This window comes from Pedobacter sp. KBW06 (genome assembly GCF_003852525.1).
In the GTDB taxonomy this organism is placed as follows: domain Bacteria; phylum Bacteroidota; class Bacteroidia; order Sphingobacteriales; family Sphingobacteriaceae; genus Pedobacter.
The window spans coordinates 189,326-212,579 of record NZ_QAJL01000006.1 but is presented as its reverse complement, the minus strand read 5'-3'; the positions used below and the strand labels follow the sequence as shown (position 1 = coordinate 212,579).

The following is a 23,254-nucleotide window of genomic DNA, read 5'->3' as shown; positions in this document are numbered from 1 at the left end:
GGCAGGAGGTACTTTAAGTCAATGTTATCAGTACATCAATTATTTGTGATGGAGGAAAGCCGCCACTGCCAGAATAAAACCAATCGTAACATCCGAATTGTGCTGACCAAGTTTAAACCGGATCTTATGGAGTGCAGAGCTGATGTTGTTCTTCACGGTCTGTTCCGAAACAGAAAGGCTGAGGGCAATTTCTTTGATCGTTAGCTCCTGTTCCCTGCTCAGGCGATAGGGTACCTGCAAGCGTTCCGGAAGGCTACTCACCTCCAACTCTACAATTTGTTCAAGTTCTTTAAGCAGCAGCGAATCATCCGTTCTTATCCCCGACGGAGAATTGAGCGCAGCAGATAAGGCATTTTCATTGCTGATCGTAATTCCTGGTCTGGAAAAGTAGTTAATGATCGCATATTTTGCTGCCCTGAATAGATAAGGCGCTAAACTGTCCCTTTCATCAGTCCGGATTTTGGCCCTGTTTTTCCAAAGACCAAGGAAAATATCCTGAACGATATCTTTCGCCTCATCAGCGTTCTTAATTTTTTGCCAGATATGGCGGTATAAATCTGCCCAATACTTATCCACCAATGCGGTATAGGCAAGGTGGTTATCGACTTTTATTGACGCAATCAAACTGGTATCAGAGGACGGATTCATAAACTGAAGCAAAACTACAAGGGTACTATAAACTCCATATTAAATTTAAATTAATACCCGATCTATGCCTGCCAGGTCAGTTTGATTTTGAGTGTTGTAAAAATCTAACAATTCCATGGCAATTAATTTTGAGCCTAAGTTTAATTTTGCATGTTAATTCAATCAAAATGCTTAGAAGAGGTTTCTCCCATATTGGTATATTTCTACTGACATCGATTTCACTCTTGCCTTTATTTATTTTATACAGGCTGGCAGATGTGCTTTATCTGCTGGTATATCATGTTTTTGGCTACCGTAAAAAGGTGGTTAGAGAGAACCTGAGCAAGTCTTTTCCTGCAAAGAGCCCTGCTGAAATCAAAGTTATTGAAAATACGTTTTTCAAATACCTGGCTTCACTTGTCATCGAAATTGTGAAAATGAAAAACATTTCAAAAAGCGAGTTGAATAAAAGGGTGAAGTTTAAGAATGTAGACTTAGTGGAAGCCTATTTGAAAAATAAGGAAAGTGTACTTTTCTGTTCTTCACATTATGGTAATTACGAGTGGGTGTGTATGGCCATAGGACTGACATTTTCCGGTGAGCATTTCCCTATTTACAAACCTCTGACCAGCGAACCTTTCGACAATTGGTTCCTGAAGATGAGGAGCAGATTTGGCAACCATATGATATCCATGCGTCAGACATTAAGAGCAATTCAGTCAAATAAAAACATCACCACCATGTTTACTTTCGGCAGTGACCAGGCGCCGCCAAAAGATGAGTCCATCTACTGGACTACTTTTCTAAATCAGGAAAGTTCTATACAGCTGGGGATTGAGAAAATAGCAAAGAAAACCAACAGGCCAGTATTTTACCTGAAAACAAGCTATGTAAAACGTGGTTATTATGAAGTAGATTGTATTCCGGTTTGTTTGGATCCTTCAAAAACGGTGGAATTCGAAATTGCAGAACTTCAGGCACGCATTCTTGAAGAGATGATCAACGTGGAGCCTGCCTATTGGTTATGGAGCCATCGCAGATGGAAACATAAACGACCTGTACCGCAGGAAGAAAGCCGTCGTGCTGCAGATATGGTTTAAGCTTTTCACAACAAGCTAAGAATAATATCCGTTTCCTGTTTCGTCTTTGCCAGTAGAAGTTCCATATCGAATGCAAGAAAGGTATCCATATCCTGTAATTGAGTAGCAAGCTCTGCTAAAATACCCATACCTGCTGCTGCTGCAGTACCGTAAAGTTTATGTCCGAAGCTATTTATTGATTTGAGATCCTTCTGTTTCACGAAGTGTTCTAAATGGGACAAAGAGTCCTCGAGCTGTTGTTTAATCATCTCCAGTAAGCGCTTCATACTTTCCTCATCATTTTCACAATAAATTTTTAAAGTGTCGAGATTAAGATGCGAAGATGGGTTGGAGGCCGAGGTATTTTCAGACCCATGGCCAGGTAAAATATTAAGCAGCCACTTTTCAATCACCAGAACGATCGTTTCTTCTACAATGGGTTTCAAAATGAAATCATTCATTCCGGCTTCGATACACTTTTCCTTTTCTCCTTTAACGTTTCCGGCTGTCAGTGCAATGATAGGGACCTGACTTGAACGATTCATTTCCCTGATTTTAGCTGTCGCTTCATGTCCGTTAATTTCGGGCATTTGTACATCCATAAAGATCAGGTCTACCGCTTCATGTTCTAATCTGCTCAGGCATTCCGCTCCGTTTCCGGCTTCAGTGATCACAGATTGCGGCAGGATTTTTAAAATGATGGTTTTAATCAGGAACATATTGATTTCATTGTCTTCAACAATCATGATCCTGTAACTGTCGCCTGCATATGGTTTTACAGCAGAAGATTGCGGGATGGAAGACGGTATGCTTTTATGGTCGAAAAACGTTTCGCCTGATTCTGTTTTTAAGCTAAGGTCAAAATAAAACAGACTGCCTTCTCCAACGGTACTGATCAACTGGAGTTTGCTATCCATCATATTCAATAGTTTATTCGAAATGGTAAGCCCCAGTCCGGTTCCTCCATACTTTTTAGTCGTAGAACTGTCTTCCTGTGAAAAAGCTTCAAAAATTTGATCATGTTTTTCCGGTCTGATTCCCACGCCGGTATCCCTGACACCAAAACGAATGTTCGTTCGATCTTCGCTGGCTTCCAGCGCTTCAACTTTAAGTTCGATTTCACCCTCATTCGTAAATTTAGTGGCATTACTTAATAAATTGACCAGAATTTGTTTTAGCCGGATGGCATCTGTCCAGATAAATCGGGGTAATTCTGGAGCGATATTTAACAGTACTTTCAGTTTTTTCTTTTGAGTCTGGTAGTGAATGATGTTGGTGGCCTGAGCACAGGTTTCGTAAAGATCACATTTTTCAATTTCCAGCTCGAGCTTGCCAGCCTCTATTTTTGAAAAATCCAGTATATCGTTTATGATTTCTAAAAGAACAGTCGCAGATTGGTTAACAATGCTCAGGTGCTGATGTTGGGTTTTGGTAAGTTTTGTTTTTAAGACCAGGTCGGTAAAGCCAATGACCCCGTTCAGGGGAGTCCGGATTTCATGGCTCATGTTGGCAAGAAATTCGGATTTGGCCATGCTCGCTTTTTCAGCCTGTATCTTGGCGGTTTTCAAATCCTGTTCCAGATAATACTGCTCCGTAATGTCTGCGGCATTACCGATCACATAAGGCTGATCATTAATGCTCTTCTCCAAAATGTTATTGAAAATCCAGACCCTTTTGTTTCCGGATTTATCTCTGGTCAGCATTTTTCCGGTCGCACTTCCGTTCTCTGTAATTGTTTTCAGGTATGCCTTTAAGCGGGGATGATCCTGCTCCGGCACCACATCAAATAAACTCATCCTGCCGACCTCTTGTCTTGAATAGCCCAAAATAGCCGCGCCGGCATCATTTACGGAAAGAAATTTTCCCTGCAGGTCGTGGGTACACATCAATCCCTGAGAATTTTCAAAGAAGCGTTTTAATTTTTCTTCGCTGATCTCCAGCTGATGTTTATTCTCAACTTCTTCAGTAATGTTTCGGCCAATAGCAAAAATATGACCGCTGGCTAAGTCAGGTGCAGCGGTCCATTGCAGTACTTTATGACCACCGCCTTTCGTTTTAAACCGGTGTGTGAAGTTAATGGTATTCCTGCCGGTTTTCAATTGTTCCATCTCCAGGATGGTCAGTTCCACATCTTCAGGATAGATAAACTCAAATAAAGAAATACTCAGGAGCGATTCCGCATCCCAGCCAAGCATGGTCTGGAAAGCGGGGTTAACTTTTTTAAAATATCCATCAGTACCCGCAATACAGATTAAATCCTGTGACAAATTGAAAAATTGTCCGAATGCGACGTTTTCTTCAGTTTCCCTGTCTGCAACCTGTTCAATAATATTATGTTTTCCTTTACTACTGATCTTCTTTTTCATCTTAAATTACGCTTATAATTTAGATACTACTTTTGCGATGGTATTTTCGAGGTTCCAGAGGAGTCCATCCATTCTTAATGATGTTCCCTCTGATTTGGCCGATTCCTCAATTTCTTTTAATACCTCCTTTAGGGAAACAATTCCCAGTGTGTCTACAGAAGGCTTCATTCTATGGGCAATCCTGGCCATAAGGGCGTAGTCATTTTTTAGATAAGCCGATTTCAATTCCTGAACTGATGCTGGCGCCTGTTCTTTGAAAAGAGACTTCATTTTGTCTATAAAATCCTGGTTACCTCTTGCAATCGTCGTCAATTGGGTTAAATCGTACAAAGGCAGATCTGTTACCGGAGTAATGCTGAGTTCGGATATCGGCAATTTTTTGAGCTCTTTTCCAAGCCAGGCAGATACGATATGAAGCAGCTGTGTCTCTTCGAAAGGTTTCGATAAATAATCATCAAATCCTGCCTCCAGGCATTTTTTATTGTCTCCTTTTAATGCCAACGCAGTTAAAGCAATTGCCGGTGTTTTTTTTGTCAACCTGCGGCGTATTTCTTTAATGGCTTCCATACCATCCATTACCGGCATCTGGATGTCCATCAAGATCAGGTCGGGGTCACAATTCATCACTTTTTCGATGGCTTCCAGACCATTTACGGCCTCCAATATCTCCGCACCATAGGCTTGTAATATCGTTGAAGCCAATAAACGATTGATCTCATTGTCGTCTGTGACCAGAATCAACTTTCCCTTCAAAATTGAAGTATCTGTTTCGGTTGCATCAATTTGTGGCAGATCATTGAGGCTTCCCTTATTCAGTTCCAATAAGATAGAAATGTTGGTGCCTTCATTTTTTCTGCTGTCGACCCCGATTTTACCATTCATCAATTCAACTAATTTTTTGGTAATGCTCATACCAAGGCCCGTTCCGCCATGCTTTCTGGTCACAGAGGCGTCTTCCTGAGAGAAATTATCAAAAAGTTTTTCTTTAAATGATTGATCCATACCTACTCCGGTATCTGTAACCGCAATTTCTATCGTCTGTTTTGCAGCATCTTCTTTGATGAGCCTGCAAGTCAGGTCCACACTGCCTCTGGGGGTAAACTTGATGGCATTACTGACCAGATTAAGGAGTACCTGGTTGATTCGGTATGGATCACCAATTAATACCTCTTGTAATCCGGGATCATTCAACGAATTGCTCAGTATAATTCCCTTTTCTTCCGCTTTGTGATTCATCACCTGTATGACCCTGAGAAGCAGCGGCTCTATTTCAAATCCTATGTTTTCAAGGCTCAGTTTACCGGCGTCAATTTTACTGAGGTCTAAAATATCGTTGATGATGACGAGTAAGTTATCCGCCGCTCCTTTTATGGTATCTAAGAAAAAAGATTGTTCTTCATCCAAATGAGTTTTTCTAAGTTGATTTGACATCCCCAGGATGGCATTCATAGGGGTACGAATCTCATGGCTCATATTTGCCAGAAACATTTCTTTGGCAAGGGTAGAGGCCTCAGCCTGTTCCTTGGCATTGATGAGTTCAAGTTCAAGCCGTTTCTGCTGGGTGATGTCCAGGTGAATACCGATGGAACCGACCAATTCTGCATTGTCATTAAATCTCGGCGCAGCACTGATCAGCCACCATCTTTTCTGTCCATTTTTATGGTTTACTGAAACTTCATAGGTATCGGAGATGCCTTGCCTTCTGAGTTCATTTTTTTGAAGAATGGTCTTTTTTGTTTCTTCATTTAAAATCAGTACTTCTGAAGCTTTCTTTTTCAGCAGCTCTTGTTGGGTAAATCCACTCATATTGCAAAAACTATCGTTTGCATATTGTATGAGTTCAGTGTTATCTACCTCGATTAATCCAAGGTTCATATTGGCGATAATCCCCCGGTATTTTTCTTCATTGATCTTTAATGCCTGTTCGGCGAGCTTTCTTTCGGTGATGTCGGTATGGGTGCCCACAATACGTTCAGGCAGCTTGTCTTTGGTGAAGTCAATGACCATCCCACGGTCCAATATCCAAAGATAGTGACCTTCTTTATGCCTCAAACGGAATTCACGCTGATGACTTAATATTTTACCCTCTGCATAATCCTGGTCGATCTTGTTTACCAATTCCAGATCCTCAGGGTGGATGCGGCTATACCATTCCGCAGTATCATTTTTAAATTCCTCCTCTGTATAGCCCAGCATTTTTTTGTATTGTTTGGAAAAAAAGACTTCCTGATTCAGGAAGTTATACTCCCAAACTCCATCGCCTGCACCTTCTAAAGCAAACTGCCATAAGCCTTCACTGGACCGCAATGCCGCCTCACTCTTCTTTCTCTTGTCAATCTCATCCAGGAGCTGCTGCGTGATAATCAGCAGATCATCGGAGTCGTTTTGTGATTCAGAGCCCAAAAAACCGGCAGCGGATTTCAACTTCTCCAGGGATAACCTTTTTACCTCAAGCTCATGTTTTAGTTTGGTATTCAGACTCAGGTACTGTTCTTCACTTATTCTGAATGCCCGTTCAGCCAATTCGGTATCTCTTTCCAGGGTAGTGTAGGAATCGCTGATGATCAATAAAAAACGGAGGATGGCCGGATCGGAAGCAAGTTCCTCGGGCAGGTGTTTTTTGATTTGCCTGGATAATAGTTTATGGTAATTCATAAAATGAAGTAATGGTCATGGTCTGGTTGTGCAGCTGACAGTCGCCTCCTTCGTTAAATGGAGAGATCTCCCCATAGGCATAAAAACCGGCCAAAGGGGTTTCATTTCCAAAAATTTCGCTAACCGCCTCCACTTCATCTTCTGCACGTGATCCTAAAATCAGTTTGCGGCCAACGCAACTCACCAAGAGCGAGAAGTCGGGATTTGTCTTCTGAAAAGATATCGTTTTTTGAGCAGCAATTGCGGCAGCTGCAGTAAGTTTATCAAAGTTGCCTTTCATAAACCGGACTTTTGATCCTACAGGCACATCTCCCGCAAATGTCATACTTCTGGCCCCCTCGTCAATGGATAAAATCGTTCTGACCACCGGTTTCTCAATTCCGGGAATGGTAACCGAGAGGGGGAAGAGCAGAGAGGCACCGGGCAGATTTTCTACTTCGGGTCCCAGATATTTTTTATAGAGATCGAGGGCATTTTCCTGATCAATTTCATACAAGACATTGGCCTCAGATTTGGTGATTTCCTTTTCCAGGCCAAACATATCCCAGCCGCCCTGGGAGCCATGGGTTACCAATAGGTTTTTTCCATAAAAACCAATGGCAATAATTTTACCTTCTGAAGGAGAATCGTTTAAGCCCAATAAAGTGGATTTGAAATTTGGTCCATCGCCAGCAAGGCCTCCGGTGATCAATACCTTATTTCCTGCAGCTTTGTTCAATCCTTTTACAAGTTCGCTTCCATTCACCAGGCTGCCGTCGGAGAAAACCATGATGTAACACAGTTCTTCTTTCTCCAGGTTATCAATCAGCTTTACCGCCGCACTGTAACTGTCAGGAAAGTCCTGAATGCAGACGGAAGATGTGCTCAGCCGGCTATGGTCAAATGTTAAGGCAACACCTATGATAGAATTGTCCTGAACATTTTGCCCGAATATTTCTCCGGCAGTGCTGCACATCACGAGTTCCGCATTGGGAAATTCCGGTTGCAAACTTTGGTAAAGATCCGGATCTGTCATTCTTTCTTTTCCTGCAAAGCACAATACTAACTGTACCCGATCTGGTTTTATACTGGAACCGGAAGGGGAGTTTTGCCATTTATGGTCTAAAAACTGAAAAAGTGATGCATTCATGATCTGGCGGTTTTCCCTGATGAAACGATTATTGTGCCAAAACGCCTGATGCCTCTTCATTGCCTTATTTGCGATGTTTTGTTGCTTTTTTACGGGTTTTCTATTCCAGAAACTGGAATAACATCCATTTTATGGAATTTATTCTAATTCTCCGGCCTTAATCATATTGTAAATTGTGCTTTTGCCGATGTCCAGGACTTTTGCAGTGGCAATGACATCGTGATTGTATTTCTTAAGGTAAAATTTGATAATGTCCTGATTGTGGTCTTTAAGCGTTTTTTCTTCAGTGATTAAAACATTGTCTCGACGAATGGTATTGAAGGTGATGTCTTCCGGTTTGATCTCATTTTGATCGCACATGACAACTGCCAGATCGATAATTGCTTTTAGTTCTCTTACATTGCCCGGATAGGCATATTTTAACAATTTCTCCTTAGCGCCGTTTGAAATGCTGACGGTGCCTAACTTGTTTGCTGCAGAAAATTCGTCGGTAAAATGCCTGGCCAGAATGAGAATGTCCTGATCCCGGAACCTTAAAGGAGGCAGTTCTATGGGTAAACCCATGATCCGGTAATAAAGGTCTTCCCTGAAGTTCCCTTTTTTTACTTCCTCTGCCAAATCTTTATGCGTGGCTACGATCAGGCGGGCATCAAATTTAATGGTTTCATTTCCACCAACGCGGGTAACCTCTCTTTCCTGAAGCACCCTTAGTATTTTGCTCTGTACGTTTAAATCAAGTTCCGCAATTTCATCCAGGAAAATGGTTCCTCCGTTCGCCTCTTCAAATTTCCCGGCTTTGCGGGTGATTGCTCCCGTAAATGCCCCTTTCTCATAACCAAACAATTCGCTTTCCACCAGTTCCCTGGGGATGGCCGCCATATTTACGGCTACAAACTTTTTCTTATTCCGTAAGCTGCTGTAATGAATGGCTTTTGCAACGACTTCCTTTCCGGTTCCTGTTTCCCCTGTAATGGAAATATTGATATTGGTTTTGGTCGCCTTTTCCATTAAGCCGAATATGCCTTTGATGGCAGTACTTTGTCCGATGATGGTCTTTTCAAAAGAGAATTTTTGTCCCAGCTCGTCCCTTAACTCCTGTACTTCTTTTTTCAGACATTGGTTTTCACGGATCCGGATAACGCTGTTCCACAGGAGGTCTTTAGTAGCTTCATCTTTGACCAGATAATCTGAAACCCCCATCTTAAGGAGGTTAACTGCCGTGGTGATGTTTTCCTGCGAACTGATCACAATAACGGGAACTTCCGGCAGGATCCGTCGGATGTTCTTATAGAATTTATCGCCTGTAGTATCGGGTAAGGAAAAATCAATACTGATCAGGTCCGGATTCAGATGTAAGTTTTTCAGACAGTCTTCTCCGGTTAAAAACCTGGATACCTGGTAGTCTGGGTTGAGAGAGAGGTGATAATCCAGGATCTCTCCATACCAGGGATCATCTTCCACGATGAAAATGCGATAACTTTCCATAAGAGCTTTTCTCTAAATTACAGAATTTATCCTGAACTATCGTCTTAAGCCTCAATTGTTTTAATTGGCAATTTCCATTTTTTTGATAAAGCGGTACCAACGGTAGAAATAAGTCATTAGCTGTAGGGTATAAATGTAAAATATCACGACCAGCACCTGACCAACAATGACCCAGGCTATACTGACCAGACAAATGGCAGCAATGGAGAACAAGAGTAAGATGATCTGCAGCCTGATGATTTTTACGGTGGCATTCGAATGCATCAGGTGGTGGTGGATCAGCAGGTGATGAAGGTGTGTTTTATCTGCCGAAAAGGGAGATTTTCTTTTCCACATCCTGGTCAGATAGACCCTCAGGGAATCCAGAACGGGAATCATACAGCAGGCGGTAACCAGCACAATAAAAACCGGGGCGAGGTGAAGGGTTGCCGACTGTGCAGATTGTATGAAATAAATCCCTAAAGTGGAAACGACAAAGCCGATGGTCAATGAACCGCTATCGCCCATAAACAGTTTGGCGGGTTTCCAGTTGTACTTTAAGAAGATCACTAAGGCAATAGCAAGCGGGAGTAAGAGCAGCAGCCATTCGGTATGATGGGACAGGACACTCATGACGATCAGCACAACTACGCTGATGCTTCCTAAACTTCCCACTAACCCATCAATGCCGTCAATAAGGTTGAAGGCATTGACCACACCCATAATGATCAGAACGGTCAAAATATATTGAGCGGATTCGGGTAAGTTCTGGATGCCCATAAATCCATAAAGTGAAGTGAGTCTTATTCCTGCAACGGCGATTGCAATGGCGCAGCCAAGCTGAACAACCAAACGTAATTTTACAGGCAGGTCCCAACGGTCATCTAAAAGACCGGTCAGCATGAGCGTGATCATGGTGATGTAGATCATTTGATGTGTGGCAATGAAAGACCGTAGCAGGCCTGAAAACAGGGCCGGTGTAAGCATACAAAGAACAATGACAAATCCGCCTATTGCGGGGATCGGGCTGCTGTGTACCTTCCTGTTATTGGGTTTGTCTACCATACCGATATGTGGACTTAATCTGATCAGGAGCGGGAAAAAGAAAATGGCCGAGGCAATGGAAAGCAAAGCGAGGGGCATAAAGTCTGAAAGCATAGTTTTCATGAGAATGAAGGTTAAATGAGAATGAAGGTTAAGGTGAACTATCGTTTTTCGTAAAAATGTACGGTCGACTGCAAATGACCCAATTCCAGTTCAAGCAATCTTTTTTTATTCAGGGTCGCATAGCGGGAGGTCAGTTTCTTTTTCTCAGAAGTTCTGATCACCTCAATGATCATATATTCATATTTGTCTGCGATCAGTTTCCAGGTATACCTGCGGTTTGCAATTTCCTTCATCACCAGGGCCGACTGTTTAAGCTCTGTGATGCTTTTTTCTTTGATCAGTGAGCAGAGCTGATTGACGTTGCTGAAATACATTGCTTTACCTTCTGTGGTTGTTTTGTTATACGTGACTCCGTAGGCGATGACAGGAAGACCAAGGAACATGGCTTCTACAAGTGATGGATTTGTGCCCCCGGCGCTGTGTCCATGGATGTAAACATAGCAATTGCTTCTCAGCACATCCAGCGCGCGCTGGTCGTAAATAGGATCGAGTAAGATGATGTTTGGAAAATTGCCATATTGACTTTTCATCTCTTGTCCATAGTCGCTGTTATTCCAGTTTCCAACCAGGACCAGGGTGTGTTTAGGAAGCATAGAAAAGGCTTGAAGTACCATTCCTATGTTGTTCTCAGGTTCAATTCTGCAAACCTTAAAAGCATATGGTGCTTTTAAAAAAGGATAGTTCTTTTTGTCGGCATCGGTTGAGTTTACATTTAAGGTATGATCTGCTCCGTATTCTATAATGTTACTGAGTGTTTTATAGCGAATGGCAGTATAGTCCTGAATGGATTCATTATCTGCGATATCTGCGTGAGAAGATTTGACTGCCATCCATTCTGCCATCCAAAGGTAGAGGCGGCCAAGCTTACTCCATTTATTGCGTTTCCATTCTATGCCGTCTATAGAAATCAGGATCTTTTTATTGGTAAAAAGCCTTACAAATGGAAGGATAAAACCTCCGCTCACTCCTAAAATTAAGAGTGCATCGGCATAAAATAAGGCATGCACAATGCTGATGCAATCGTATATAATGCTTTGAATCCCATTGGCTTTAAAGGGTAAGTATAACAGCCTGGCACCTTTATATGTTTTTACCTGCTCTTGTTTGGAATAGGCTTTGGCAGAACAATAAACCGAAATGTCCCATTTGCTGCCTAGATGTTCTACCAGATGCTCGGCGAGGGTTTCAAAGCCGCCGTATTTTGCGGGTAAGCCTACGGTACCGATGATGGCAATTTTCTGATTTTTCATGATGCGCTGTTTCTGTTTGCTTTTCATTTTCCGGGCCAAAGCGTTAATGTGCGGTTTATGGCTGTTGTGAGCACTTTTTTGTAATTTAGAATTCCATTTTTTGGACTAGTATTCCATCTGATGTTACTTCTGTTGTTTTCTTAACAAAATAGAAGCACTGCCCGATCTGGTTGCTGAAGGCCTGCTGGGAGAACTTCTCCGCTTTTTTTCTGGCTGCTTCCGCAAGTTTATCGTAATAGCTTTTATTAGAGGAAAGCTTCACAATTGCCCAGACAACTTCATGGATATTAGCTACATCGATTTGTAAGCCTTCAATTTCATTTTCCACAACTTCCGTAATGCCGCCGATCGGAGGGACGATAGAGGGCAAGCCATAGACCATGCCTTCCAGGATCGTCATTCCAAATGTTTCTACCCATTGTTCCGGTCTGGACAGGTTGACAATCAAATCTGCATTTAAATAAAAGCTGCTGGTATCTTCCTGCACAGGAAATATCTGGCAGTTGGAGGGAACAGCTGCGGCTTGCTTAAAAGCATTGGTTTCCGCAACTGATGCATTTAGGACCAATCTGAACTCTAAGAAATAAAGCTTTTTTGCGATTTCTACAAATTCATGGATGCCTTTATAGGCTTTTGCAGAACACAACATGAGTACAGTGAAGGTCCGGTCGGGACGTGCCTTTGTTTTCAATGCTGCACTCTCCAAAAAGGAGTCGGGCAAAGCATTGTAAATTACGGTGGTTTTTTCTTCTGCAAAATCAAATTGCGCTTTAACGTAATTGGAGACAAACAGCAATTCATCTGCGCAGAGTTTGGCTGCCTTCACCAGGAGGGCTTTAAATGCTGCAGGGCTAATGCTCACCTCATGAACATGATACACTACTTTTGAGTTTGCACAAACACCCGCCAATGCCGCCCCGAAGGGCAGTAAAGTATTGATGTATACCGTATCCTCTCTTTTTAAAAAGAACAACAGCCGGCTAAATAAAATCAATTGCGCCCAGAGGTAGAAGGCAAGGGTAATGAATTTATTCCGGTGCCATTTGTAAAAGATGGGATGTATAGTGATGTCTTCAATATCACTCAATACGCCCTTTCCCGATGGCGTGGCAGTATACAAGTGGATGTCAAAATTTTGTTTTAACACTTCAAGGGCCTGTCTGAGCACCATTGGACTGCCACTGAAGTCGTTGAGCATATGAACTGCGATGATTCTTTTTTTAGGCGTATTCATTGCGGTAAGTTTTAAGGTTGACAATTTTTGTTTTTAGCACTTCGGAGTAAACATTTTTCAGCATTTCTCCCCGGACGTTCCAGTTGAGCAGGCTTTCATAGCGTTCCTGCACAAGCTGTTTTTCTGTGGTCATATAGGCCCGGTTGGTCATTAGTGAGGTTAATTTACCGGCGAGCATCTGTACGGTTTCGCTATAATCACCATAGGGAACAATCAGGTTCGATGCTGCTGAAACCAATTCGCCGGGGCCACAGTTTTGCAGACAAACTACTGGTAATCCATAGCTCATGGCTTCCGGAACCACCATGCCTGCGCCTTCATGCGAAGGGAAGAGGAATACCGATGCTGAAGCATAGATTTCCTTTAGATTTTCCCGGGGCAACCATTCGATAAAGGTGACTGCCTGAGCAATTTCTTCCGCAATGACCAGTTCCTGCAACATTTTTTTTAAAGGTCCTGTACCAATTAAAGTCAGTTTGGCTTTTTTACGGTCTACAGGGCTTAGGCGCTTATAGCATGCGGCAAAACTCCTGATGGTTAAATCAAAGCCTTTAAGCGGGACAAACCTTCCCACAGAAATGACCTGGAAGCACTCGTTTTTTGTGGAAAGGGCAGGCGCCTGGTCCTGTTCAGCTGCAACAGAAGGATGGATGATAAATTTTTCTTTTAAGCGTAAATGTTTGACCACTTCGGAATTCATACAAATGATCATATCGGCTTTAACCTTGCAGAGATAAAGAAAGGGGTCAAGGTACCAGAAGCAGTTTTTTAGAACCCACAGCGCCCGGTCTTTAAGGTATGCTGCTTTTCCATATACAGGCAGGATATAGGCTTTTGGAGTTTTTGGATGATGACCTACATGTCCCCAAACCATAGGCTTGCCCAATATCCAGAGAAAAGAGGGCGTCCAGTCGTTGTGAAAATTTAAATTGTGAACCACATCTGCAGGATAGTTTTTCCATTTTAACCAGAAAGCAACGGTAAACTGCCATCCATAGTAATAAAGCATGCTTAAAACAGGGCCTTTTTTCCAGCTGATGGTCCATTCCGGCCAGTCAAAAAACAGAAATGATAATCTTGAAAAGAGCGATTTAAGCTCGTCATGTTCAGCCATATATTGCTCAATGGCTGCGCGGTTGTTTTTACGGGTCACCACAATCGCTTCCTGATAACGTGCCACCTGCAGGATCATATTCCATCCCATGGCATCTTCGGAACCTTTATAAGGATTTACCGCATAAGCGGTGAGGAGTATCTTTTTCATACATTTAAAGCATTATGGAATTCATTGATTTCATTTTCAATAAGTTCTGCTCTTTTTTTAAGCAGGCGTGCCGGAACTCCGCCTATGACCGAGTTTTCAGGAAATGACTTTGTGACTACTGCACCTGCAGCAATGATACTTCCGGGCCCGATGTTTACCCCATCGAGTATGGTTACTTTACTTCCGATCCAGCAGTTTGCGCCGATATGAATGCCTGTTCTGCTTACGCCCTGAAGACGTATAGGTGTGGTTAAATCCTGATACATGTGGTTTTCAGGATGGCAACTGAAATATTGACCAACGATACAATCATCTCCGATATGGAGGCCTCCGGCACCACCTAAATAGGCAAATTCACCGATGCCTACATTATTTCCGATTTCGATATATTTTCCGATTTGATGGAACGAAGTGGCGAGGATCAATCTGCTGAATGCGCCGATCCCTACGTTATTGCCAAGTGTAATGCCTTTTTCCCCAAGGCCACTCAGTACCACATGTTCGCCGAGTTTAAGATATTGTCCCCAACGGATCCGGGAGAGCACAAAGAACTGTACCCCGCTTCCCAACATCATTCTTTTTGGGTTTCTTAAGTAAAAACAGATGCGAAGTCCTCTGGTCAATGCTGCAAACTGTTTGAAAGCAAAATGAAGTATAATCCTGAGGCCTAAGTTCTGATCGAAACGAAAAGACGGGTTTCTGAATCTGATGATTTTTTCAATGATAGCTTTCATCGTGTTTGAGTTTTGATATAGGTAAATATTACGGAAAGGGTATTGCTCAGCTGAAGGTTTTCGAGTGGTACATAATGTGCGTCCACCGAATTTCTTTTTAGCTTGTTAAATAACAGCAGGTAGCTTTTTGTCAGCCTGCGGATCGTTGGTCCGTCAAGCTCCTGCTTTCGTTCCAGAATCAGTTTTTCATCTGCGTACAGAAAGAAATTGAGTTTTGGCTGGATCAGGAATTTGTACCACCATCCGGTAAAGGAGGAGGGAAGAACGATATTGCTCCTTTTGGCATCGTTGATGAAATCGAAATAATAACGGTCGTACAACACAATGTATCCCTGAGATACATAGCGCAACTGTATATACCACTGACCAATTAAATAATCAAGGTAATAGTAACCGAACCGCAAAAGCGAGGACCATTTTTTATGATTGCTGCCTAATCTTGGTAGCGTATTTGCCGCTTTGTGTTCCGCCTGGGCTTTGCCATACTTCCAGGAGCTGATAATGGGGAGCAGACCAGGTCTGTGGCGGATCACAATGACTTTCCGTCTCAGTTTTTTATCAATCAGGCGATGCACATGTGCGATAACAGTGCTCTTCCCTGCACCATCGACACCGCTGAAAGTAATAATGAAACCATTATTTGAAAAGCAACTTTTCAACGTGTCCATATAATATTGAAACAGGTGCAGACATTTTCTCCAACCTCTGTTTTGCCTGCCCTTTTGAAATTCATGACTGAGATTTTGTACGGGAAATGAAAAATGAATGCGGAGCAATGATTGATAACGTTCCGGAACTTCTGTATGATTTAATAGGTAGAAAAGCCTGATGTATTCTGCGTCCTCTTCCGGGCTTGGCACCTGTAGTCCGCCGCGGTGTATCCGGGTATGATTAAGTAAAGTAGCTGCATTTAAAAATACGAATGCTTTCCTTTTAAAGCTGTGGATCAAATCAATATGGATCAGGCTTCCGTCCATACAGATCAGCTCCAGCTGGGCCATAAAACTCTTTTTAACAATGATGATTTTAGAAATCAAGGGGTGAGTTTTCAGTGCTTCGATGAGCTCATTTGCGCCATTACGGGTGATGCAAATGTCAATGTCCGAATCTTCAGGTAAGGTGTCAATTTCCTCGTACATCCATTTTAGAACGGCATATTTTTTTGTGCTTAGCAAGAGGCCGAGATCTGTCAGCATGATCTTTCTGACGGTAGAAATCCCGTGCTTTTGCAATTGCAGACTTAAAGCCTCATTCCAGGTTTTCAATAACCAGTTTACCTGTGTATGCCATTGTGGTTGTTGGGCATAAACATTCAGGTAATACGCTACGGTGTAAAGAAGATATAAAGTTTCGGCAGTATTGGAATCAATTTGATGTTCCTTTAGAAAGGCATCCCACATCGGGTTGGCAAAGAGCAGGTCCAGTTCTTTTCTGATGGCTGCATATCCATGATTGCCGATTAATATATTAGACTGGTATACAAAATGAAACAAATCAAATAAAAGCGGCATGTCTTTCCGGCCAAGCTCAAGGTCAATGACCTGAAGCTTTTCGGCTTTTACCATGACATTCCATGGCGTGAAATCACCATGTGCATAGCTGCTGCTGAATTTCGACGGGATGCTGATATTTTTGATCAACAGCTCCATTTTAGTCAGCATTTGATTTGGAATCCTGTGGTCATTGAGCGTACTTAATTTATTGACCATTTTCTCAAGTTCCACCCGGAAGAGAGAATCCTGATAGGGTTGTACCTTTAAGCCTGTTTCCATCCAGATTTTCACTGCATGGAATGGCAGTTTACCGAACCTGTTGGTACGGCTCGTTCCATGACCAATATCGGTGATTTTTAAAATGTGATTGCTGAGCTCTTCTGACTCTGGCAAGATTACCTCACTTAGTTGGAATTGTTGCAGGTATTGTAATTGTTTTGCCTCTGTATGGACATAGGATGCTGCCAAAGGGCCGATTGGAATTTTGAAAAAAACAGCGGTTTTAAATCCCGGTTTCCATTGCCATAAAATGGCTTTTCTACCTGGGCCAACCGTGCCGGAAAACCAGGCCCATCTGTTGCCGGATGCACTTTGTTTGGAGGTGTAAATGGAGAAACTGCCTTTTTTTAAATAAGACAGCAGGCCGGTCTTTGCCAGAACTGTCGTAACGATCACAAAACACATCGCCCTGAAGCTATTGTGGTGATAGAATTTGAGGAAGTCCGCATGTTTGGCTGTTGCAGGCCAGATCCATCGGATACTTCCATCCGGGTTACAGATATAGTAACAGGTAACTTGGCTTGAATTCAGCAGGTTGGCATTTAAGCTCAGAGATAAACCCATCTGCCTTAACGATTGAATGAAAATTTCTATATCGGGATGCATAGCTTTAATTTTCTATGATAAATTCCACAATGGTGCCAGTCTTTTGTTTTGTGTTTAAATACTTGTTAATCAGTTGTTTGTGTGTTGGTTGTGTCGCGTTGGAATCCAAAAGAGGGAAGGGGATTCCAAATTATGGAAAAGAGCGCTCTTGCCCGGTTATCAGGAAAGATCCGGTCGTCGTCTCTTTAAGTACAGGCGTTCTGTTACAGTGAACCGGTCAAATCTTTTCAAACTGATGGAGAAAATCAACATTTGATAAAATAGAATGCCATAATTTGTTTCTCCAAAAATTCCGAATTCCGTAAAGGAATTAATAATGACCGGAATAAGGATTCCCAGGAGCATGAGCTTTTTTTCTTCCGGTTCTTTTAAAAATCCACGTATGGTAAAGGAAAGCTGGGTAACAGCGAGCAGGAAGCCGGCAAAACCGAGGTTCATTAGCACCTGCATAAAGGTATTGTGGGTCATGTGGCCGGCATAGGTATGGACACTTTCGAAATGATCCTTGTAATCAATCCGCATAAAACCGAAGCCAAACCAGGGTTCTCTGGGCAAACCCTCGTTAATCAGGGCTTTCCAGAAGGGCATTCTGCCTGTCATAGAAAGCAGGTCGTCAATTCCTCCTTTTCGTAAGATGAGTTTTTCTACCGCTATTGGAATCACCCCAAGGATACAGGTATAGATGGCATATTTAAGTATTTTAGACTCCGACCTGCGCAAATGAAAATAAACGATGAGGAGGAGGCCAACCAAAGAAGACCTGGATTTGGTCATGATCAATGCGTAAGCAAGTATGGCTATTTTAAGGATGGTCCACCAACGTTCATGGTTGCGGTAGAGGTCAAAGATAAGGCAGGATATGCCCAAACCGCAAAGCATTCCCAGCTCATTTGGATTCATAATATAACCACCGAGCCTTTGATCTTCTCCTCCTTCTACCAGGCGCATAAAGTCGCCGGGATTAACCCACATACCGACAACAAATATGAGCATCAGCAGGAAAACCGTATTGCCCATCAGGTTGTAAAATCTAATGGTATTACCCGGGAAGAAAGCATCCAGCAGCATCAGGGATTTCATAAAATAGAAAGCAAAAACCAGGCTTTCCAGGTCCATTAGCCACTGTAACGCACTATAAGCAATATCGGTACTCCATAAAAATGAAATGAATGCAAGGCCAAGATAAGCGAAGTATAGAAAAGGAGACCATTGATTTTTCCATTCGAAAGCGCCAATTGCACCCTTTTTTACGATCATTTGATGGATCAGGAAAGCAGCGGTGGTCATCCCTATTCTGCTGAATACCTTGATGACCCTTGTGATGCCGATATTTTCACTCCAGGTAAAAAAACCGGCAACCATTAAAAACAGGATGGCCAATAAGAGCCATTCCGTTCTTTTCAGAAAACGCGCATGCTGGTCTGTATTTTCAAAGGCTTTCATGCCTCGTATAATTTACGAAAGCGGCCTAAGATCAGCTTCCAGTCGAAAGCTTCTTTTACCATGCGTCTGGCATTTGCCCGGATGGTGTTGGTGCCGATTTCTGTTTGCATGGCGCGATGCAGCATTTTCAATCCATGGCATATTTCCTTTGGATCAGTCTTTTCTATCACAATACCGGCAATATAATGATCGATGTAATCGCCGGTATTGGTGGCTTTGGTCACCAGGCAAGGGATACCCATTGCTGCTGCTTCAAGGACAATTGTTGGCAGGCCTTCATTTCTGCTCGGTGCTGCCAGTACATTGAACTTCCGCAGCAGGTTGTTCTTTTCTTCTCCATATTTTGATCCAAAAAAGACAATGGAATGCTGCATGTTCCGCTCTGCGGCAATTTCGACGAGTTTTTGTTTGTCTTCTTCTTTCCCATCGCCTATGATCCATAGCTTCGCTTCTTCCTGCGTTTGTCTGAAGAGGTCAAATCCCTGCAGGAGCTCGATCAGTCCTTTGGTATAGAGGTCAAGTCTCCCGCAATAGCCGACAATAAAATTTCCATTGTTTTCCCATGGAATCATGTCTTTTACAGGCTCCAGCCCATAGGGGATGAGTACCGATTTATCATTTGGAAAAACCGATTGTAAACCATCAATTTCAGATTGTCCGAGCGAATGAATTGAGCTCGCAGCAACGAGTATTTTTCGTTCAAAGAGTCGGAAATAGAGTTGTTTAATCAACTTGCTTTTTACCATCGCAATCTTATTGTAACTGCCGTGTGGTGTAATAATAAAAGGTATTTTGTGCTTTTTCAGCCACATTGAAGCGCTATACATTTGAGGAATAAAACCTCCATGTAAGTGGAAAATGGTTCCCGCTTTTTTTGCACAGATCTCCTTTTTCAGGGCATCACTTAATGAAAATGCATTTTTTCCGGACTGGAATAGCCTGGTGACATAGTTTCTTGCCGGATAATCATGAACCGGGTGTTCCGTAATTCCCCAGACTTCAATGTTTTCCCCTGATACCGCTTGTCTGGTCGCCATTTCATGTACCACTTTATTTACCCCATTCATCCTTTCCGGATTGGCTTTACCTAATATCAAATGTATGATTTCCATAATATGGCATATTTGCGCTGAAGAATGAAGGACCAATAGCAGATCATGATCAGCTGTGTGAGAAAAATTCCTGCAAGTACCCCCTGTAACGCCCATGTTTTAATTAGCCATGGTGCGATCAGCAGGCCTGTACTTACCGATAAAATATAACCTATAAAATAATCCCTGTTGAGTTCTAAAGAACGGATGGCGATTCTGATTGGATAACCTATCGTAATGAGCAGGTACACCAGACTTAAGCCGTAGATGACAAAAGTGTATTGCTCATAGGCCTGGCCGCCTATGATGCTGAAGATGTCTTTTGCAAACAAACTGAGCAGGCAAAGAATAGGAACGATCATTAGTAAAGATTTACGCATCAGCTTCCACCAATAAACAGAGAGGTCGCCTTTAATGGCTGCAACTTTGGGCAATACATAATTTTCTATAGCTTGTAAAAGCAGGTTCAATAGCCCGAAAATGTATTGGGCCAGTCTTAAGGCACCCAGGGCCGGTGCGCCGAGCCACCATCCTGCAGCGATCACAAAGAAATATCCGGAGCCCCACTGGAGCAAAGAAGAACCGATGAGCCATCCGCCTTTTCGTACCTGAAGCTGCCAGGAAAACCGGATCACTGCGAGGCTGATCTTTCCCGGTTTCATCAAAATAATCCCTGTGATGACCGATGGAAGAAAGCTCAGGCCGATGATGCTCCAGGCCATCAGCTGTCCCAATATGTGGAAATACCAGGCTGCCAGTAAAGCAGTGATTTGAATCACATTGGTTAAGCTGTCGATTAAAAAAGCATAGCTGCCCTGAACCCTGGTAATGAAAACGCGGCGAAGGAAATCCTGTAACACATACAGAACGGTAGAGAGTGCAGCCATGATCAGTGTAGCATTGCTGAAATGGATGGATTTGAAGCCCGCAATCCGGCATACAGACCAGGCAGCAACTGCGCCGAGCAATAGAGTCATTGCAGCCACAAACTGAAGACCTAACATTCCGGGCGTTAATTTTTGCTGATCAGCGGTGGGCAAAGCAGGGTAGGACACCTGATAGACCTGCGAGCTGGAAGCCATGCTTAAAGACAGGATGAACAGCTGGATCATGACGATGATCGAAAATTTACCATATTCCGGCAGGCCCATTGCTTTTGCAAGCATCAGGTTCGTTAAAAATGCGGAACCACTTACCACGATCTGGTCTGCCAGTACCCAGTATTTTTCGGCTATCGTTTTATATAATTTCATGATGCTCTTTTTTGCAGGATAAGCATTGTCATTTCTTTCAATTGGCTATATAAGCTTGGAATATAGCCGGCTCTGTTGAGTACAAACCGAAGGTCAGGAACTTTCAGGTCTTCATGAATTAAATCTGCTGCGGTGATGCTTGCCTTTTTTGTTCGGCGGCTATCCAATACAAACAGGTTCAGATCTGCGGTCGCCATTAATAGTAAACCTGTCGGGTTTTCTTCCAGTGGAAAGTTTCTGATCAGAATGAGGTCGTAGGTTGTTTTTGCCTTTTCCAGGTAGGTTTTCCAGGAATCAGGTCTGTTCATTTCCGAAATTGCCTCTTTTCCTGCATCAATGAAAAGTAAATGCTGATTTGAAGCCTGTAATTCGGCACATAATCCCCCGGCAATAAAAGATTTTCCTTCCAGTTGGTTAAATGAAGAAACCACGATTACTGTTCCCTTTTTGAGCAGGCCTTTCAATTCCATTTGCAATACCCAGCTTTTAAAAAAATGCGCTTTTTCCATCGTTTTTTTTAAGTAAGGGACCGATGCAATAACGGGTAAATCTGATAAACGGTTAATGGTATGTTCGTTATTTACCCTTGATTTTAAAGCATGAGCGATATATACGAGTCCAATTCCTGCCATCAGGCCAAGAATCATCGAAAGGATCAGAATGATCGTGACGTTAGGAGAGATGGCTTTGTTCGGAACTTCCCCTGCTGAGATGACCCTATGAAAAGAAATGGTTGCTGCTTTTGCGATTTCTGCTTCTGTCCGCTTTCCCTGTAGAAACCGGTATACCTGATCATTGAGGCCAAAGTTTCTTTCCAGAACCGTCATGTTTTTCTCCCGGCCCGGAAGGCCGGAAAATACTTTTTCCGATTCCTGAATGCTTTGATCGAGGTCCCGGTATTTAATGCGGAGGTTACTTTGCGTGTTTTTGATGCTTTCCAACATATAATCACTGATATCTTTCAGCTTTTCGTCGATCACTTTTACGTTCTCATGTTCAGGAGTAAACCTTAAAAGAAGGTCACTTCTTTCCCGTTGCAGCTCCTTCGCTTTTTTTACCAGTTCGGTGCTCAGCAGATCTGTAAATGCCTCAAAGTTGGGTGCAAGCTGAAGAAACTTTTCCTTTCCGTTTTTCATATACTCGTTCAGGCTGTCTACCGCATTTAAGTTCATTTTGACACTGGCAAGTTGTTTTTTTAAGTCGGCAATTTTCCTGAGGTCTGTTTCTGTTTCCTGAGGAATATTAATGATGTCATGCTGATCCCGGTATTGCTGTATGGCATTTTCACTTGAGGACAGTTTTTTACTATAGTTATGGAGTTGTTTGTTCAGAAAATCCTCTGTGGTATCTGCGGATTTATATTTTTGCTCGATGTAGTCGGCAATGTAGACTGCAGAAAGTGTATTGACCACATCTGCAGATTTTTGTGCTACAGGGCATTTATAACTGATTCTTAATACCGGGATGTCCTTGTCTACCGCCATCACATCCAATCCGGCGATGAGGTCATCTGCCAGTTTTTCATCAGAGTGCACCACAAAGGCATAATTATCATTTACCTGCAGGCCTGGTCTGCTTTGCAAAAGACGGTTGTTTCTGGAGATCATGAGGCTTCCCATCCTGTTTGAAATGAGGCGATTCATTGTTCCGCTGATGCTTTCTCCGGTAGGGGTAGTCAGGCTAAAGAGCGAATCGTTATGAAGGTGTAAACTGAAATTCCCGTCGAGCCATTTCTTGTCTTTTATGTCTGCGCTAACGATAAAAGGGGAGTTATTGTAGAGCTCTGTTTTATGGATTTCACCCACCCGGTAAATGGATGTTTTTAGCGGCAGTTTAGCGATGACTTTTGATACCAGTGCTTTAGATTTCAGCAATTCTACTTCGGCTCCGATTTTATTGCTTGTAGCGAAGACATCAAAATCTTTAAAAAGATTGCTGTTATTCACGCCTTCGTGGATATCCGCCAGTTTTATTTTGGCGGTACTTTCATATTCAGGAGTCGTGTATTTCAGGTATTTTTTTGCAATAAGAACAGCAAAAAATATCGTCAGTAAAATGATGGGTAATCCCCGGTACAGTGGGCGAAGTGCATCTAAACTATCTTTTGAATTGCTCATGAC

The 23,254-nt window shown here is 42.6% G+C and carries 16 protein-coding genes; 1 reads left to right on the top strand and 15 read right to left on the bottom strand.

Going from position 1 to position 23,254, the window contains the following annotated elements; translation table 11 throughout:
- Positions 1-39: 39 nt before the first annotated feature.
- Complete coding sequence (locus DBR43_RS30755) at positions 40-648, bottom strand: RNA polymerase sigma factor (protein WP_124587185.1); 609 nt, start codon at positions 646-648, stop codon at positions 40-42.
- A 167-nt stretch (positions 649-815) separates the two neighbouring features.
- On the opposite strand from DBR43_RS30755, the gene DBR43_RS30750 reads away from it, so the two are divergent.
- Positions 816-1,727: a lysophospholipid acyltransferase family protein gene (locus DBR43_RS30750; protein ID WP_124587184.1), complete on the top strand. Its 912-nt coding sequence runs from the start codon at positions 816-818 to the stop codon at positions 1,725-1,727.
- Between the two features lie 5 nt (positions 1,728-1,732).
- On the opposite strand, the gene DBR43_RS30745 is transcribed toward DBR43_RS30750, so the two are convergent.
- The 14 genes from DBR43_RS30745 to DBR43_RS30680 form a co-directional block, all read right to left on the bottom strand.
- On the bottom strand, positions 1,733-4,072 hold the full coding sequence (locus tag DBR43_RS30745; RefSeq protein ID WP_124587183.1) for a PAS domain S-box protein: 2,340 nt from the start codon (positions 4,070-4,072) through the stop codon (positions 1,733-1,735).
- Positions 4,073-4,084: 12 nt separating this feature from the next.
- Complete coding sequence (locus DBR43_RS30740) at positions 4,085-6,727, bottom strand: PAS domain S-box protein (RefSeq protein ID WP_124587182.1); 2,643 nt, start codon at positions 6,725-6,727, stop codon at positions 4,085-4,087.
- The gene (locus DBR43_RS30735) at positions 6,714-7,856 is read right to left on the bottom strand and encodes an FIST signal transduction protein (RefSeq protein WP_124587181.1); all 1,143 of its coding nucleotides are present in this window, start codon (positions 7,854-7,856) and stop codon (positions 6,714-6,716) included. The genes DBR43_RS30740 and DBR43_RS30735 overlap by 14 nt, the downstream gene beginning before the upstream one ends.
- Positions 7,857-7,994: 138 nt before the next feature.
- Entirely contained in the window at positions 7,995-9,341 is a 1,347-nt protein-coding gene (locus tag DBR43_RS30730) for a sigma-54-dependent transcriptional regulator (protein WP_124587180.1), read from the bottom strand.
- A 60-nt stretch (positions 9,342-9,401) separates the two neighbouring features.
- On the bottom strand, positions 9,402-10,487 hold the full coding sequence (locus tag DBR43_RS30725) for a glycosyltransferase family 4 protein (protein ID WP_124587179.1): 1,086 nt from the start codon (positions 10,485-10,487) through the stop codon (positions 9,402-9,404).
- Between the two features lie 38 nt (positions 10,488-10,525).
- Positions 10,526-11,737: a DUF1972 domain-containing protein gene (locus DBR43_RS30720; RefSeq protein WP_124587178.1), complete on the bottom strand. Its 1,212-nt coding sequence runs from the start codon at positions 11,735-11,737 to the stop codon at positions 10,526-10,528.
- An 85-nt stretch (positions 11,738-11,822) separates the two neighbouring features.
- Positions 11,823-12,971, bottom strand: a complete 1,149-nt coding sequence (locus DBR43_RS30715) for a glycosyltransferase family 4 protein (protein WP_124587177.1) — start codon at positions 12,969-12,971, stop codon at positions 11,823-11,825.
- Entirely contained in the window at positions 12,958-14,235 is a 1,278-nt protein-coding gene (locus DBR43_RS30710) for a glycosyltransferase family 4 protein (RefSeq protein ID WP_124587176.1), read from the bottom strand. Before DBR43_RS30710 ends, DBR43_RS30715 begins: the two co-directional genes overlap by 14 nt.
- The gene (locus DBR43_RS33470; RefSeq protein ID WP_124587175.1) at positions 14,232-14,969 is read right to left on the bottom strand and encodes an acyltransferase; all 738 of its coding nucleotides are present in this window, start codon (positions 14,967-14,969) and stop codon (positions 14,232-14,234) included. Before DBR43_RS33470 ends, DBR43_RS30710 begins: the two co-directional genes overlap by 4 nt.
- On the bottom strand, positions 14,966-17,305 hold the full coding sequence (locus DBR43_RS30700; RefSeq protein ID WP_124587174.1) for a hypothetical protein: 2,340 nt from the start codon (positions 17,303-17,305) through the stop codon (positions 14,966-14,968). Before DBR43_RS30700 ends, DBR43_RS33470 begins: the two co-directional genes overlap by 4 nt.
- A 201-nt stretch (positions 17,306-17,506) precedes the next feature.
- Complete coding sequence (locus tag DBR43_RS30695) at positions 17,507-18,790, bottom strand: O-antigen ligase family protein (RefSeq protein ID WP_124587173.1); 1,284 nt, start codon at positions 18,788-18,790, stop codon at positions 17,507-17,509.
- Positions 18,787-19,902, bottom strand: coding sequence for a glycosyltransferase family 4 protein (locus DBR43_RS30690; protein WP_158622642.1), 1,116 nt, complete (start codon positions 19,900-19,902; stop codon positions 18,787-18,789). The genes DBR43_RS30695 and DBR43_RS30690 overlap by 4 nt, the downstream gene beginning before the upstream one ends.
- A complete protein-coding gene (locus DBR43_RS30685) occupies positions 19,884-21,134 on the bottom strand; it encodes a lipopolysaccharide biosynthesis protein (RefSeq protein WP_124587171.1) in 1,251 nt (416 codons plus the stop codon). Before DBR43_RS30685 ends, DBR43_RS30690 begins: the two co-directional genes overlap by 19 nt.
- Positions 21,131-23,251, bottom strand: a complete 2,121-nt coding sequence (locus DBR43_RS30680; protein ID WP_124587170.1) for an exopolysaccharide transport family protein — start codon at positions 23,249-23,251, stop codon at positions 21,131-21,133. Before DBR43_RS30680 ends, DBR43_RS30685 begins: the two co-directional genes overlap by 4 nt.
- Between the last annotated feature and the right edge of the window lie 3 nt (positions 23,252-23,254).

Excerpts from the sequence above, each read along its gene's own strand:
- DBR43_RS30730 (WP_124587180.1), bottom strand. The coding sequence starts at position 9,341 with ATGGAAAGTTATCGCATTTTCATCGTGGAAGATGATCCCTGGTATGGA.
- DBR43_RS30725 (WP_124587179.1), bottom strand. The coding sequence starts at position 10,487 with ATGAAAACTATGCTTTCAGACTTTATGCCCCTCGCTTTGCTTTCCATT.
- DBR43_RS30750 (WP_124587184.1), top strand. The coding sequence starts at position 816 with ATGCTTAGAAGAGGTTTCTCCCATATTGGTATATTTCTACTGACATCG.
- DBR43_RS30745 (WP_124587183.1), bottom strand. The coding sequence starts at position 4,072 with ATGAAAAAGAAGATCAGTAGTAAAGGAAAACATAATATTATTGAACAG.
- DBR43_RS30715 (WP_124587177.1), bottom strand. The coding sequence starts at position 12,971 with ATGAATACGCCTAAAAAAAGAATCATCGCAGTTCATATGCTCAACGAC.
- DBR43_RS30735 (WP_124587181.1), bottom strand. The coding sequence starts at position 7,856 with ATGAATGCATCACTTTTTCAGTTTTTAGACCATAAATGGCAAAACTCC.
- DBR43_RS30685 (WP_124587171.1), bottom strand. The coding sequence starts at position 21,134 with ATGAAATTATATAAAACGATAGCCGAAAAATACTGGGTACTGGCAGAC.
- DBR43_RS33470 (WP_124587175.1), bottom strand. The coding sequence starts at position 14,969 with ATGAAAGCTATCATTGAAAAAATCATCAGATTCAGAAACCCGTCTTTT.
- DBR43_RS30755 (WP_124587185.1), bottom strand. The coding sequence starts at position 648 with ATGAATCCGTCCTCTGATACCAGTTTGATTGCGTCAATAAAAGTCGAT.
- DBR43_RS30720 (WP_124587178.1), bottom strand. The coding sequence starts at position 11,737 with ATGAAAAATCAGAAAATTGCCATCATCGGTACCGTAGGCTTACCCGCA.
- DBR43_RS30740 (WP_124587182.1), bottom strand. The coding sequence starts at position 6,727 with ATGAATTACCATAAACTATTATCCAGGCAAATCAAAAAACACCTGCCC.
- DBR43_RS30700 (WP_124587174.1), bottom strand. The coding sequence starts at position 17,305 with ATGGGTTTATCTCTGAGCTTAAATGCCAACCTGCTGAATTCAAGCCAA.
- DBR43_RS30710 (WP_124587176.1), bottom strand. The coding sequence starts at position 14,235 with ATGAAAAAGATACTCCTCACCGCTTATGCGGTAAATCCTTATAAAGGT.
- DBR43_RS30695 (WP_124587173.1), bottom strand. The coding sequence starts at position 18,790 with ATGAAAGCCTTTGAAAATACAGACCAGCATGCGCGTTTTCTGAAAAGA.
- DBR43_RS30680 (WP_124587170.1), bottom strand. The coding sequence starts at position 23,251 with ATGAGCAATTCAAAAGATAGTTTAGATGCACTTCGCCCACTGTACCGG.
- DBR43_RS30690 (WP_158622642.1), bottom strand. The coding sequence starts at position 19,902 with ATGGAAATCATACATTTGATATTAGGTAAAGCCAATCCGGAAAGGATG.